The sequence below is a fragment of the Aquifex pyrophilus genome (genome assembly GCF_054656935.1).
In genome coordinates this window covers 1-13,960 of record NZ_BAAHXJ010000008.1, presented here as the reverse complement: position 1 = coordinate 13,960, position 13,960 = coordinate 1, and the positions used below count along the sequence as shown (strand labels likewise).

The 13,960-nt window shown below is 38.0% G+C and carries 18 protein-coding genes; 10 read left to right on the top strand and 8 right to left on the bottom strand.

Features of this window, described 5'->3' with window-relative positions; all coding sequences use genetic code 11:
• The first annotated feature begins 73 nt into the window (after positions 1–73).
• Genes ACYQZ0_RS06965 through ACYQZ0_RS06955 form a run of 3 tightly spaced genes read left to right on the top strand, consistent with a single transcriptional unit; the run spans position 74 to position 1,527 of the window.
• A complete protein-coding gene (locus tag ACYQZ0_RS06965) occupies positions 74–367 on the top strand; it encodes a hypothetical protein (protein ID WP_459775875.1) in 294 nt (97 codons plus the stop codon).
• Complete coding sequence (locus ACYQZ0_RS06960; RefSeq protein ID WP_459775874.1) at positions 364–714, top strand: hypothetical protein; 351 nt, start codon at positions 364–366, stop codon at positions 712–714. Before ACYQZ0_RS06965 ends, ACYQZ0_RS06960 begins: the two co-directional genes overlap by 4 nt.
• Positions 715–729: 15 nt before the next feature.
• Complete coding sequence (locus tag ACYQZ0_RS06955) at positions 730–1,527, top strand: RpnC/YadD family protein (RefSeq protein ID WP_459775873.1); 798 nt, start codon at positions 730–732, stop codon at positions 1,525–1,527.
• A 319-nt stretch (positions 1,528–1,846) separates the two neighbouring features.
• On the opposite strand, the gene ACYQZ0_RS06950 is transcribed toward ACYQZ0_RS06955, so the two are convergent.
• Both ACYQZ0_RS06950 and ACYQZ0_RS06945 read right to left on the bottom strand, forming a co-directional pair.
• Positions 1,847–2,281: a hypothetical protein gene (locus ACYQZ0_RS06950; RefSeq protein ID WP_459775872.1), complete on the bottom strand. Its 435-nt coding sequence runs from the start codon at positions 2,279–2,281 to the stop codon at positions 1,847–1,849.
• Between the two features lie 65 nt (positions 2,282–2,346).
• Positions 2,347–3,081, bottom strand: a complete 735-nt coding sequence (locus ACYQZ0_RS06945; protein WP_459775871.1) for a hypothetical protein — start codon at positions 3,079–3,081, stop codon at positions 2,347–2,349.
• 246 nt (positions 3,082–3,327) lie between these two features.
• Between ACYQZ0_RS06945 and ACYQZ0_RS06940 the strand changes: the two genes are divergently transcribed.
• Positions 3,328–3,906 (top strand): DDE-type integrase/transposase/recombinase, encoded by a 579-nt coding sequence (locus tag ACYQZ0_RS06940; RefSeq protein ID WP_459775870.1) that lies wholly within the window; start codon positions 3,328–3,330, stop codon positions 3,904–3,906.
• Between the two features lie 23 nt (positions 3,907–3,929).
• Here ACYQZ0_RS06940 and ACYQZ0_RS06935 read toward each other — a convergent pair whose 3' ends face one another.
• Positions 3,930–5,159 carry a hypothetical protein gene (locus ACYQZ0_RS06935; protein ID WP_459775869.1) on the bottom strand — a complete coding sequence of 410 codons (1,230 nt, stop codon included), beginning with the start codon at positions 5,157–5,159 and terminating at the stop codon, positions 3,930–3,932.
• A 953-nt stretch (positions 5,160–6,112) separates the two neighbouring features.
• Entirely contained in the window at positions 6,113–6,448 is a 336-nt protein-coding gene (locus ACYQZ0_RS06930; RefSeq protein WP_459775868.1) for a hypothetical protein, read from the bottom strand.
• A 219-nt stretch (positions 6,449–6,667) separates the two neighbouring features.
• On the opposite strand from ACYQZ0_RS06930, the gene ACYQZ0_RS06925 reads away from it, so the two are divergent.
• From ACYQZ0_RS06925 to ACYQZ0_RS06910, 4 genes are read left to right on the top strand one after another with little or no spacing between them, the layout of a single operon-like run.
• Positions 6,668–7,069 (top strand): hypothetical protein, encoded by a 402-nt coding sequence (locus tag ACYQZ0_RS06925; protein WP_459775876.1) that lies wholly within the window; start codon positions 6,668–6,670, stop codon positions 7,067–7,069.
• The gene (locus ACYQZ0_RS06920; protein WP_459775875.1) at positions 7,054–7,347 is read left to right on the top strand and encodes a hypothetical protein; all 294 of its coding nucleotides are present in this window, start codon (positions 7,054–7,056) and stop codon (positions 7,345–7,347) included. The genes ACYQZ0_RS06925 and ACYQZ0_RS06920 overlap by 16 nt, the downstream gene beginning before the upstream one ends.
• Complete coding sequence (locus ACYQZ0_RS06915; protein ID WP_459775874.1) at positions 7,344–7,694, top strand: hypothetical protein; 351 nt, start codon at positions 7,344–7,346, stop codon at positions 7,692–7,694. The genes ACYQZ0_RS06920 and ACYQZ0_RS06915 overlap by 4 nt, the downstream gene beginning before the upstream one ends.
• A 15-nt stretch (positions 7,695–7,709) precedes the next feature.
• The gene (locus ACYQZ0_RS06910) at positions 7,710–8,507 is read left to right on the top strand and encodes an RpnC/YadD family protein (protein ID WP_459775873.1); all 798 of its coding nucleotides are present in this window, start codon (positions 7,710–7,712) and stop codon (positions 8,505–8,507) included.
• 319 nt (positions 8,508–8,826) lie between these two features.
• Here ACYQZ0_RS06910 and ACYQZ0_RS06905 read toward each other — a convergent pair whose 3' ends face one another.
• Positions 8,827–9,261 carry a hypothetical protein gene (locus tag ACYQZ0_RS06905; protein ID WP_459775872.1) on the bottom strand — a complete coding sequence of 145 codons (435 nt, stop codon included), beginning with the start codon at positions 9,259–9,261 and terminating at the stop codon, positions 8,827–8,829.
• 65 nt (positions 9,262–9,326) lie between these two features.
• Entirely contained in the window at positions 9,327–10,061 is a 735-nt protein-coding gene (locus tag ACYQZ0_RS06900) for a hypothetical protein (RefSeq protein ID WP_459775871.1), read from the bottom strand.
• 246 nt (positions 10,062–10,307) lie between these two features.
• Here ACYQZ0_RS06900 and ACYQZ0_RS06895 point away from each other — a divergent pair, with 246 nt between their 5' ends.
• Positions 10,308–10,886, top strand: a complete 579-nt coding sequence (locus ACYQZ0_RS06895; protein WP_459775870.1) for a DDE-type integrase/transposase/recombinase — start codon at positions 10,308–10,310, stop codon at positions 10,884–10,886.
• Positions 10,887–10,909: 23 nt separating this feature from the next.
• Here the strand turns inward: ACYQZ0_RS06895 and ACYQZ0_RS06890 are convergent, their stop codons facing one another.
• Both ACYQZ0_RS06890 and ACYQZ0_RS06885 read right to left on the bottom strand, forming a co-directional pair.
• Positions 10,910–12,139: a hypothetical protein gene (locus tag ACYQZ0_RS06890; protein WP_459775869.1), complete on the bottom strand. Its 1,230-nt coding sequence runs from the start codon at positions 12,137–12,139 to the stop codon at positions 10,910–10,912.
• Positions 12,140–13,092: 953 nt separating this feature from the next.
• Entirely contained in the window at positions 13,093–13,428 is a 336-nt protein-coding gene (locus ACYQZ0_RS06885; protein WP_459775868.1) for a hypothetical protein, read from the bottom strand.
• Positions 13,429–13,647: 219 nt separating this feature from the next.
• On the opposite strand from ACYQZ0_RS06885, the gene ACYQZ0_RS06880 reads away from it, so the two are divergent.
• Positions 13,648–13,960: hypothetical protein (locus ACYQZ0_RS06880; RefSeq protein ID WP_459775867.1), on the top strand; the 313-nt coding region annotated here is incomplete at its 3' end.

Sequence of the window (13,960 nt, the reverse complement as noted above, 5' to 3'; positions counted from 1 at the left end):
ATAATAGGTCTCATATCCATATCCTTATGTCCCAAGAAGGCATGATGGGAAAAAGGTTAATATCTCTCCGGGAATGCACAAGAAAATAGTTGAATACTACGCTCCTCACATGCTCCCCTTGATAAGGTCTAAAAAGGTCGGTGTATATCCCCTCCAGCTAATTAGGGCTCTTGAGAAAAAATACGGAACAGAATGGACAAAAGAATTCGTTAGACTTTGCCGTAAACACGATGTCAAGAAGTCCGTTTTTAAAAGTGTTGTTGCCACAGGTAAGGAAATAGAGCTGTTCGAAAGGCTTAAGGCTCTTGAAAACACTATTCAGGAAGCAAAGCAAGAAATTTCAAGAGGGAGGAAACCTAAGCTATGAAAGAAGTTGTGTCTATAAGGCTTGAGAGTGAGCTTTTAGATAAGCTGGGCTTGAAAGAAACTGAAAATAAAAGCGAAAAGATAAGAAAAATCCTTGAGGAATATGTGAAACTGAAAGAAGAAGTCAAGCTACTGGAAGAGATACAGAATAACGAGAAAGAGATAAAAGACCTGAAAGGAAAGGTTAACAACTTGAGTAACAGGTTGAACAAGATAGAAAAGGAAATTAATGGGCTCAAAACATCCCTGGAAAGCTGGGGAACATTCCTGATACCTGCCCTTATAGGCGGTTTTGTAGCTGGCTCTTTACTCCTACTCATTCTCGCTATCCTTAAGAGATTTTTCTAACACTAAAATAGCCCTATGGCCAAGAAATACGACATTCCTTTAAGGAAGCTCTTTAAGGAACTCCCTCCTGCCCTTTTCAGGTTAGCTTTTGGAACCTCTATTGACCCTCAAAAGGCTAAGCTCCTTGACGTTAAGCTCCCTAAACTATTTGAAAGAGAGGCTGACCTCGTCGTTGAGTTTCAAAACGAAATTTACCACCTTGAAATCCAGTCTACGGACGACCCGAACATGCACTTGAGAATGGCTTACTATTTCCTTCTCATCTACGAAAACTACAAGAAAATTCCAAAACAGGCTGTTGTTTATGTAGGAGAAGCTCCCTTAAGAAGAATGAAAGACTACGTTTCCCTGGGAAATCTAAAGTTCAGTTACAAGCTCATAGACCTTAACGCTCTTGACTGTACACCTTTTCTGGAAAGCCCCGAACCATCAGACTGGATAATAGCGATTCTGTGCAGGATACCTAAGGAAAAGGAGGTTCTTAAAGAAATACTTTTGAGGTTTTCAAGGCTTCCAAAAGAAAAAAGGGATAGATACCTTGAGATGCTCTTCCACCTTGCTCACCTCAGACCTAAAAGGCTAAATTTGTTAGTAGAGCTTAAAAAGGAGGTTCGCATGCCCATTACGATTAACATTGAACAAAGTCCTTTCTATAAGGAAGGGCTGGAAAAGGGAATAGAAAAAGCAAAAAGAGAAGACGCTATAAGGCTTTACAAAAAGTTAAAACTACAACCAGAACAAATAGCGGAAGTGTTAGGAGTAGAAAAAGAGAAAGTCCTGAAGTGGTTGAAAGAAGAGGGGCTTATAGAGTAGATAACATAATGCTGATTATGTTAACTAAAGTTTTGCAGGGCTTGAGTTATTGATACTCAAGGAGTAGAGGTATACAAATGTGGTAAAGAAGATAGGCTGAAATTTTCACTTGGATTTTTCAAAGATTCTCGCTTCTTCACCTTAAGAGAATACTTTATAAGTAATATTAATACTTATTTATTAAATCTAATCCATAAGTGCCTTATATATCGTTATTTTTTTGGACTTTACTGTTTCATGCTTAACTATTTGCAAAACTTTAGTTACTATCTTCTCCGCACTCCTATTATTTATCTTCTTCTTAAACTTCCAGATAGCTTTACTTAGGACTTTCATTAAAAAGCTTATCGAGAATGTCAATAATTTGCGGTATATATGGAGATTTTTTTAAAACTATCCCCACTATACCTCCTACAATGATAGCAAGAATACCCTGTCCTATCCGTTTTATCCAGGCAACATTAGTTTCTATTGAACTTATCTTTTCTATTATTTTCTTATTGTCTTCATTCAACTTGCTCACGTCATCTTTTAAGGATACTAACCAAGATATTTTCTCTTGTAGTGATACAACGTCTTTTTCAAGTTTTCCTAGATTCTCCTTTATCGAAAAAATTTCCGAGTTTGTCTTATTTATACCTTCTCTAAGAGACTCAATTCCATAAAACAGTTCCCTAATACCATTAACTATTTCTTCAAAAAACTTATTGACTGTAGGTTCTCTAAGTTCATTAAGCTTTTCAATACTTTGCATATTAACAAATGAACTATGAATACTACTAATACGTTCTTTGAGCAACACTGAATTTTGAGGGATATTCATCCATTTTCCCTCCCATATATTTTTGCAATTGAAGAGGAGGAAATTTTTATAAGCATATTAAAGCCTTCTTTAACCTGAGAAATGTCAATAACACCCTTGGTGTTAGGCGGTATTGCGATATCGTTTATAAGGAATACTTCTTCAGGTTCAAGCTGTGCATTCAGCTTTAGTTCAATAAATAAATTAGATACTATCTTTGTATTTTCAAAGAAAGGCTTTAGATTGCTGAAAATATCAATTAGTCTTAAGGTTACATACTTAAATTCAGAAGAAATTCTTTCACATTTGGAAATCAATGAGTAGTATGTTTGAAGGGGAATATTAAAATTGGCTATTAAGCCTAATCTTTCAATAACTTTCCTTCCTGCTACTTTGTTAAATGCTTCCCATAATTTGATAATAATATTTTCGAGTGAATGTATTGATAACATTAGATATTCATTGGGAAAAGCTATTCTTCTATTTACTACAAAACTTACTTGAAATTGGAATGGGTTTATAGATAATTTGACAAAGACATTATTCCAATCATTCTTTTTATTACCTTCTACAAATTCTATAGTTACAATCGGATCAAATTGGGTAACAACTGGGATTTCGTTAATTTGAACCTTATACTTGTCAGAAAGATTAAGATTCTGTATCTCATTTATTATTTTCTTTAGTTCTTCCTGATTTAGTTCTATGTACTGGTTATAGTAGATAACAAAAATGATTTCATTTAACTTCATTACACTACCTCCGCTTACCGCGCTATTACAAGTTTATCTGGAGCATTAATTGTGTTTCTCAGCTATTCCATTTATTAGAGCCTGAAATTCTTCTTCCAGTTCTCTTTCCCAGCTCAACCTACACCTCCCTATTGCTACTCCCATTTTACTACATACACCTGAGAACGCCAAGTTAAGGGTAAAGGAAAATAAAGATATGGGCAGGAAAGCAGGACTATACAGATAATAGAGACTTGTTTCAAGAAGATGGAGAAAAGACAAAGAATTCCAACTAAAGTAAAAGTCCTAGCTGTAATTATGTATTTTAATGGATTCTCCTTCAGAAAGGTAGCAGAGGTTCTAAACCAGACGATGGGGATAGAAGTAGGTCCGGAAGCAGTCCGCCAGTGGTGGCATGCTCTTGCTAAGTTCTTGCAAGGCATCTATACCCTTGCAATGTTTGTTTACGTTGATGAAACAAAGATAAAGGCAAGGAACAAGAGGTATATTCTGTGGATAGCAACAACACGGAATGGCAAGCCCACATTTGTATGGTTGAGCAACAAAAGAAACTCAAAAACCGCTAAACTGGTTCTTTACAATTCAAAGGGCTATGTTTTTATCACAGATAAGGGACCATGGTATGTGAAAGCTGTAAGGGAGCTAAGGTGTGGATGGATACATGAGACCTTTGGGAGCAGAAATGTAGTGGAGAGATTCTTTAGACACATAAAGCACAGGATGAAAGCTTTTTACAAGCGTTTCCCTCACAATGCTAAGTATGAAACCGTTTGGTCTTGGCTAGCTTCTTTTATCTTCATTAAATCTCTACTCTCCCATGTCTAAACTTGGCATTCTCCTTGCCATTCTCAGAAATCCAGTTCAAAGTCATCATCTTCATTAAAATCCACCTCAAAATCATTACTCGAATCCACTTCAAAACCATCACTTTCCTGAAGTCGCCATTTTCTTTCTTCCTTCCTTTTCTCTTCCAACCACTCTTTCCTTTCCCTCCACTCTTTCATCCTCTCAAAGAACTTCTCCCTCTCGTCCATTAACTGCTTGTAAAGTATCGCAGCATTAAGAAGTTTCACGAGATACTCATCGTAAACTTCTGTATCCTTCAACCTCACCTCTATCCCCTTTCTTCCCCTTCTTTTCTTCTCTATCAATCCCTCTTCCTCCAACGCCTTCAATACCAGATCTACTCTCCTCACGTAAATTTCCTCATTCCTTATCCCTTCTTTCAATTCCTTGAGCTTTATAGATTCTCCGAGAGGTATCCTCCTTAAAACTTCCTTTAACCTCACCGCCAGTCCTACCACTCCATCTATCCCAAACTCTAATGTCCCCTGCTTTATCCCCCATACAACCTCAAAAGAGGTTCTCTCCCCTCCTGAGGTTGATAGGGGCTGAGAGGAAGTAAGGCAAAAGTTATTATTAGGGCGTCTAAATTTCCTTTCTTCCCTTCCTCTCCATCTCACTACTTTTCTTGGTCTTCCTACTCCCTTCTTTTCTATGCTCACTTCTACTTCCCCGCTCCTCTCAAGGAGTTTTATTACTTCATCACATAGCCACCTTTGTTTCTTGAACACTTCATGTATTAGCTCCTGCCTCGTTGCTTCTTTCTTCTTCTTCAAATAGCTTTTTGCCTTCTCTATCCAGTAGGTTATCTCTGTCTTCTCCAGTTCTTTCAGAAACTTCCCGAGATTCCTCTTCCCTTTTACTTCCTTCTTTATGCTTTCTTTTCCTTTTACCCACTTGGGAAGGTTGAATTCAAGTTCCCTTGCATACTTCCAGGCTTTCTTAAAGTCTCTGTCAAAGTTCCTCTTGTCCGGTACTGCTTCCCTCAATACCTCATAAACGAAGTCTTCATCAAGTCCGAGGTTCTTCGCCCATCCCACCGCAGGGAAGAATACGTGTATGAACCTGTGGCTCTTGTGCCTGCTCGCCAAACTCTTTACCGCTTTCGCATAAAGCCTCTCTATTATGTCCTCTTTCTTTATCTCCACTTCTTTTTCTTTCTCCTGCCCGTCTACTTGCTTTGCTACTTCCCACAAGAAACTTGGAACTTTCAGCTTCTTGGCTTCCTCCCTCATACGTTTATATTCTTCGGGAGTATAGGGAAGTTTGTCTCCCCAGAAGTATGCTGTGAGGTTTATCCATTTCCCCTTTGAGTTAAAGCCCCATATTCCCTGTTCTGCCTGAACTTCTTTTGCTCTCCTGTAGAGGTTGTAAAGACTTCCAGCATACTCTTCCTTTATCTCCTCTATCTTTGATACTTTCCCTTCTACCGCAAGCTCAGGATACCATACGGGATGGTTAAGGTTGTAGAAAAAGCTCGTATCCGCATTTATTCCCTTCCTCTGCCACCATCCTATCCATATGCCGTACAGTTCCCTTAAGTTCTCAAGATGCGTGTGTCCGTTGTTGTGTTTTGCTTTTGGCTTATACCATGCTATTCCTCTCCCGGTAAGGTAGGGCTTGAGGAAGAGATACGCCTTAAATCTTCCTGACTTTGAACGTTCAAGAACGTATCCTTCTATTCCGAAGGTCTTTACGAATTCGTCCCACAGCTTCCTTACTCTTTCGTATTCGTTATCAAGGTCAAGTACTACGGTCCGCAGTTCCGCTATGTTGTCTTCAACAAGGAGCTTGTATTCCTTTGCTACCGCTAATGTGCTTTCTCCTTTCTTTCTTGCTTTCGTGTATTCTCCCCATGCTTTTTGGGGAACCTTTATGGGATTGGGATATATGAGAACGCTATATCCTTTTACCCTTGCCTCAAGGAGATACTTGTCTATGCTTTCTTCTTTTCTGAATAGCCTGAGATCCTTTGGATTTCTCCCTTCTATGAAAATAAGGGCTTTGGCAAACTCGTGCCTCCTGAGAGCAGACTCCTCCCTCTTCTTTTCGGTGTTGACTCTTGCATTCCTGATTCGTAAGATATATAGTGACGAGGAATTGATAATACGCCTATTATAGGCGTATTATCAATAATTGTCAAGTAGAAGAAACTAAAAAAAACAGAAACAAGGATAAAAAACTAGATTTACGAGGATTCAGGACTTAAATCTCTAACAGATTGATAGGCTTTAAATAAATTAACCACTCTTTTAAATAATGGTTCTAAAGAAAATTTTGTCGTTCTAATAACATCAATTTCTCCATTTTGTGTTTGTGCTTTTAATCTTAACTCTCTTGTCCCCTTAGCGATTCTTAATGTTTTTGCTATTTCAATCAAATCCTCAAATCTATAAACTCTTTTAGGTTGTCTGGATAACGAAGAATAAATGTATGCCAAGTATAAATTACCTTCCTCAATAATTCTATCCTTCTTTTCCGCAAGCTCATCAAGTATTGACTTCTCTGGCAACTTTATACCCATTTCACATACCCCTTAACTTCCGAAGATAAACGGCTTTTCACTAATAAATATATCGTTCTACCTCACATTATCAATCTGTCAAGTAAAATACGATTAAAGCTAAACCCTACTCCTCAACAGCTCAAATTCTCCACCTATGAAGACTGTATACACTTGTAAACATATGTATACAGGTTTGCGGTAGCAAACCGCTATGTTCTTTATTATCTTTATTCTTTAATGAAGAAGGTTGTTGTGAGAATTCAACGTATCAAGTTCAAAAACCTCAAACTTGCTCTTATACACAGGTTAGGGAAAAATGCTGACGAGAATACCGTTGAGGAACTTGCTCTCTACCTCAGGAAACTTGAAACCGATGAGGGAAAGAGAAACCTAAGGAAAAACGCAAGCCTCGTTGAATTTGTCCTTGCCTTTGAAGAGCTTTTAAACAAGCAAGAAATACAAGAGGAACTGGACAAGTTCTTTTATGCAGTTCAAAAGGTTACGGGCATACCAGCAAGGGAAAAGTCTTTAACCTTCTTTCACACCAAAAATAATAGGTCTCATATCCATATCCTTATGTCCCAAGAAGGCATGATGGGAAAAAGGTTAATATCTCTCCGGGAATGCACAAGAAAATAGTTGAATACTACGCTCCTCACATGCTCCCCTTGATAAGGTCTAAAAAGGTCGGTGTATATCCCCTCCAGCTAATTAGGGCTCTTGAGAAAAAATACGGAACAGAATGGACAAAAGAATTCGTTAGACTTTGCCGTAAACACGATGTCAAGAAGTCCGTTTTTAAAAGTGTTGTTGCCACAGGTAAGGAAATAGAGCTGTTCGAAAGGCTTAAGGCTCTTGAAAACACTATTCAGGAAGCAAAGCAAGAAATTTCAAGAGGGAGGAAACCTAAGCTATGAAAGAAGTTGTGTCTATAAGGCTTGAGAGTGAGCTTTTAGATAAGCTGGGCTTGAAAGAAACTGAAAATAAAAGCGAAAAGATAAGAAAAATCCTTGAGGAATATGTGAAACTGAAAGAAGAAGTCAAGCTACTGGAAGAGATACAGAATAACGAGAAAGAGATAAAAGACCTGAAAGGAAAGGTTAACAACTTGAGTAACAGGTTGAACAAGATAGAAAAGGAAATTAATGGGCTCAAAACATCCCTGGAAAGCTGGGGAACATTCCTGATACCTGCCCTTATAGGCGGTTTTGTAGCTGGCTCTTTACTCCTACTCATTCTCGCTATCCTTAAGAGATTTTTCTAACACTAAAATAGCCCTATGGCCAAGAAATACGACATTCCTTTAAGGAAGCTCTTTAAGGAACTCCCTCCTGCCCTTTTCAGGTTAGCTTTTGGAACCTCTATTGACCCTCAAAAGGCTAAGCTCCTTGACGTTAAGCTCCCTAAACTATTTGAAAGAGAGGCTGACCTCGTCGTTGAGTTTCAAAACGAAATTTACCACCTTGAAATCCAGTCTACGGACGACCCGAACATGCACTTGAGAATGGCTTACTATTTCCTTCTCATCTACGAAAACTACAAGAAAATTCCAAAACAGGCTGTTGTTTATGTAGGAGAAGCTCCCTTAAGAAGAATGAAAGACTACGTTTCCCTGGGAAATCTAAAGTTCAGTTACAAGCTCATAGACCTTAACGCTCTTGACTGTACACCTTTTCTGGAAAGCCCCGAACCATCAGACTGGATAATAGCGATTCTGTGCAGGATACCTAAGGAAAAGGAGGTTCTTAAAGAAATACTTTTGAGGTTTTCAAGGCTTCCAAAAGAAAAAAGGGATAGATACCTTGAGATGCTCTTCCACCTTGCTCACCTCAGACCTAAAAGGCTAAATTTGTTAGTAGAGCTTAAAAAGGAGGTTCGCATGCCCATTACGATTAACATTGAACAAAGTCCTTTCTATAAGGAAGGGCTGGAAAAGGGAATAGAAAAAGCAAAAAGAGAAGACGCTATAAGGCTTTACAAAAAGTTAAAACTACAACCAGAACAAATAGCGGAAGTGTTAGGAGTAGAAAAAGAGAAAGTCCTGAAGTGGTTGAAAGAAGAGGGGCTTATAGAGTAGATAACATAATGCTGATTATGTTAACTAAAGTTTTGCAGGGCTTGAGTTATTGATACTCAAGGAGTAGAGGTATACAAATGTGGTAAAGAAGATAGGCTGAAATTTTCACTTGGATTTTTCAAAGATTCTCGCTTCTTCACCTTAAGAGAATACTTTATAAGTAATATTAATACTTATTTATTAAATCTAATCCATAAGTGCCTTATATATCGTTATTTTTTTGGACTTTACTGTTTCATGCTTAACTATTTGCAAAACTTTAGTTACTATCTTCTCCGCACTCCTATTATTTATCTTCTTCTTAAACTTCCAGATAGCTTTACTTAGGACTTTCATTAAAAAGCTTATCGAGAATGTCAATAATTTGCGGTATATATGGAGATTTTTTTAAAACTATCCCCACTATACCTCCTACAATGATAGCAAGAATACCCTGTCCTATCCGTTTTATCCAGGCAACATTAGTTTCTATTGAACTTATCTTTTCTATTATTTTCTTATTGTCTTCATTCAACTTGCTCACGTCATCTTTTAAGGATACTAACCAAGATATTTTCTCTTGTAGTGATACAACGTCTTTTTCAAGTTTTCCTAGATTCTCCTTTATCGAAAAAATTTCCGAGTTTGTCTTATTTATACCTTCTCTAAGAGACTCAATTCCATAAAACAGTTCCCTAATACCATTAACTATTTCTTCAAAAAACTTATTGACTGTAGGTTCTCTAAGTTCATTAAGCTTTTCAATACTTTGCATATTAACAAATGAACTATGAATACTACTAATACGTTCTTTGAGCAACACTGAATTTTGAGGGATATTCATCCATTTTCCCTCCCATATATTTTTGCAATTGAAGAGGAGGAAATTTTTATAAGCATATTAAAGCCTTCTTTAACCTGAGAAATGTCAATAACACCCTTGGTGTTAGGCGGTATTGCGATATCGTTTATAAGGAATACTTCTTCAGGTTCAAGCTGTGCATTCAGCTTTAGTTCAATAAATAAATTAGATACTATCTTTGTATTTTCAAAGAAAGGCTTTAGATTGCTGAAAATATCAATTAGTCTTAAGGTTACATACTTAAATTCAGAAGAAATTCTTTCACATTTGGAAATCAATGAGTAGTATGTTTGAAGGGGAATATTAAAATTGGCTATTAAGCCTAATCTTTCAATAACTTTCCTTCCTGCTACTTTGTTAAATGCTTCCCATAATTTGATAATAATATTTTCGAGTGAATGTATTGATAACATTAGATATTCATTGGGAAAAGCTATTCTTCTATTTACTACAAAACTTACTTGAAATTGGAATGGGTTTATAGATAATTTGACAAAGACATTATTCCAATCATTCTTTTTATTACCTTCTACAAATTCTATAGTTACAATCGGATCAAATTGGGTAACAACTGGGATTTCGTTAATTTGAACCTTATACTTGTCAGAAAGATTAAGATTCTGTATCTCATTTATTATTTTCTTTAGTTCTTCCTGATTTAGTTCTATGTACTGGTTATAGTAGATAACAAAAATGATTTCATTTAACTTCATTACACTACCTCCGCTTACCGCGCTATTACAAGTTTATCTGGAGCATTAATTGTGTTTCTCAGCTATTCCATTTATTAGAGCCTGAAATTCTTCTTCCAGTTCTCTTTCCCAGCTCAACCTACACCTCCCTATTGCTACTCCCATTTTACTACATACACCTGAGAACGCCAAGTTAAGGGTAAAGGAAAATAAAGATATGGGCAGGAAAGCAGGACTATACAGATAATAGAGACTTGTTTCAAGAAGATGGAGAAAAGACAAAGAATTCCAACTAAAGTAAAAGTCCTAGCTGTAATTATGTATTTTAATGGATTCTCCTTCAGAAAGGTAGCAGAGGTTCTAAACCAGACGATGGGGATAGAAGTAGGTCCGGAAGCAGTCCGCCAGTGGTGGCATGCTCTTGCTAAGTTCTTGCAAGGCATCTATACCCTTGCAATGTTTGTTTACGTTGATGAAACAAAGATAAAGGCAAGGAACAAGAGGTATATTCTGTGGATAGCAACAACACGGAATGGCAAGCCCACATTTGTATGGTTGAGCAACAAAAGAAACTCAAAAACCGCTAAACTGGTTCTTTACAATTCAAAGGGCTATGTTTTTATCACAGATAAGGGACCATGGTATGTGAAAGCTGTAAGGGAGCTAAGGTGTGGATGGATACATGAGACCTTTGGGAGCAGAAATGTAGTGGAGAGATTCTTTAGACACATAAAGCACAGGATGAAAGCTTTTTACAAGCGTTTCCCTCACAATGCTAAGTATGAAACCGTTTGGTCTTGGCTAGCTTCTTTTATCTTCATTAAATCTCTACTCTCCCATGTCTAAACTTGGCATTCTCCTTGCCATTCTCAGAAATCCAGTTCAAAGTCATCATCTTCATTAAAATCCACCTCAAAATCATTACTCGAATCCACTTCAAAACCATCACTTTCCTGAAGTCGCCATTTTCTTTCTTCCTTCCTTTTCTCTTCCAACCACTCTTTCCTTTCCCTCCACTCTTTCATCCTCTCAAAGAACTTCTCCCTCTCGTCCATTAACTGCTTGTAAAGTATCGCAGCATTAAGAAGTTTCACGAGATACTCATCGTAAACTTCTGTATCCTTCAACCTCACCTCTATCCCCTTTCTTCCCCTTCTTTTCTTCTCTATCAATCCCTCTTCCTCCAACGCCTTCAATACCAGATCTACTCTCCTCACGTAAATTTCCTCATTCCTTATCCCTTCTTTCAATTCCTTGAGCTTTATAGATTCTCCGAGAGGTATCCTCCTTAAAACTTCCTTTAACCTCACCGCCAGTCCTACCACTCCATCTATCCCAAACTCTAATGTCCCCTGCTTTATCCCCCATACAACCTCAAAAGAGGTTCTCTCCCCTCCTGAGGTTGATAGGGGCTGAGAGGAAGTAAGGCAAAAGTTATTATTAGGGCGTCTAAATTTCCTTTCTTCCCTTCCTCTCCATCTCACTACTTTTCTTGGTCTTCCTACTCCCTTCTTTTCTATGCTCACTTCTACTTCCCCGCTCCTCTCAAGGAGTTTTATTACTTCATCACATAGCCACCTTTGTTTCTTGAACACTTCATGTATTAGCTCCTGCCTCGTTGCTTCTTTCTTCTTCTTCAAATAGCTTTTTGCCTTCTCTATCCAGTAGGTTATCTCTGTCTTCTCCAGTTCTTTCAGAAACTTCCCGAGATTCCTCTTCCCTTTTACTTCCTTCTTTATGCTTTCTTTTCCTTTTACCCACTTGGGAAGGTTGAATTCAAGTTCCCTTGCATACTTCCAGGCTTTCTTAAAGTCTCTGTCAAAGTTCCTCTTGTCCGGTACTGCTTCCCTCAATACCTCATAAACGAAGTCTTCATCAAGTCCGAGGTTCTTCGCCCATCCCACCGCAGGGAAGAATACGTGTATGAACCTGTGGCTCTTGTGCCTGCTCGCCAAACTCTTTACCGCTTTCGCATAAAGCCTCTCTATTATGTCCTCTTTCTTTATCTCCACTTCTTTTTCTTTCTCCTGCCCGTCTACTTGCTTTGCTACTTCCCACAAGAAACTTGGAACTTTCAGCTTCTTGGCTTCCTCCCTCATACGTTTATATTCTTCGGGAGTATAGGGAAGTTTGTCTCCCCAGAAGTATGCTGTGAGGTTTATCCATTTCCCCTTTGAGTTAAAGCCCCATATTCCCTGTTCTGCCTGAACTTCTTTTGCTCTCCTGTAGAGGTTGTAAAGACTTCCAGCATACTCTTCCTTTATCTCCTCTATCTTTGATACTTTCCCTTCTACCGCAAGCTCAGGATACCATACGGGATGGTTAAGGTTGTAGAAAAAGCTCGTATCCGCATTTATTCCCTTCCTCTGCCACCATCCTATCCATATGCCGTACAGTTCCCTTAAGTTCTCAAGATGCGTGTGTCCGTTGTTGTGTTTTGCTTTTGGCTTATACCATGCTATTCCTCTCCCGGTAAGGTAGGGCTTGAGGAAGAGATACGCCTTAAATCTTCCTGACTTTGAACGTTCAAGAACGTATCCTTCTATTCCGAAGGTCTTTACGAATTCGTCCCACAGCTTCCTTACTCTTTCGTATTCGTTATCAAGGTCAAGTACTACGGTCCGCAGTTCCGCTATGTTGTCTTCAACAAGGAGCTTGTATTCCTTTGCTACCGCTAATGTGCTTTCTCCTTTCTTTCTTGCTTTCGTGTATTCTCCCCATGCTTTTTGGGGAACCTTTATGGGATTGGGATATATGAGAACGCTATATCCTTTTACCCTTGCCTCAAGGAGATACTTGTCTATGCTTTCTTCTTTTCTGAATAGCCTGAGATCCTTTGGATTTCTCCCTTCTATGAAAATAAGGGCTTTGGCAAACTCGTGCCTCCTGAGAGCAGACTCCTCCCTCTTCTTTTCGGTGTTGACTCTTGCATTCCTGATTCGTAAGATATATAGTGACGAGGAATTGATAATACGCCTATTATAGGCGTATTATCAATAATTGTCAAGTAGAAGAAACTAAAAAAAACAGAAACAAGGATAAAAAACTAGATTTACGAGGATTCAGGACTTAAATCTCTAACAGATTGATAGGCTTTAAATAAATTAACCACTCTTTTAAATAATGGTTCTAAAGAAAATTTTGTCGTTCTAATAACATCAATTTCTCCATTTTGTGTTTGTGCTTTTAATCTTAACTCTCTTGTCCCCTTAGCGATTCTTAATGTTTTTGCTATTTCAATCAAATCCTCAAATCTATAAACTCTTTTAGGTTGTCTGGATAACGAAGAATAAATGTATGCCAAGTATAAATTACCTTCCTCAATAATTCTATCCTTCTTTTCCGCAAGCTCATCAAGTATTGACTTCTCTGGCAACTTTATACCCATTTCACATACCCCTTAACTTCCGAAGATAAACGGCTTTTCACTAATAAATATATCGTTCTACCTCACATTATCAATCTGTCAAGTAAAATACGATTAAAGCTAAACCCTACTCCTCAACAGCTCAAATTCTCCACCTATGAAGACTGTATACACTTGTAAACATATGTATACAGGTTTGCGGTAGCAAACCGCTATGTTCTTTATTATCTTTATTCTTTAATGAAGAAGGTTGTTGTGAGAATTCAACGTATCAAGTTCAAAAACCTCAAACTTGCTCTTATACACAGGTTAGGGAAAAATGCTGACGAGAATACCGTTGAGGAACTTGCTCTCTACCTCAGGAAACTTGAAACCGATGAGGGAAAGAGAAACCTAAGGAAAAACGCAAGCCTCGTTGAATTTGTCCTTGCCTTTGAAGAGCTTTTAAACAAGCAAGAAATACAAGAGGAACTGGACAAGTTCTTTTATGCAGTTCAAAAGGTTACGGGCATACCAGCAAGGGAAAAGTCTTTAACCTTCTTTCACACCAAAA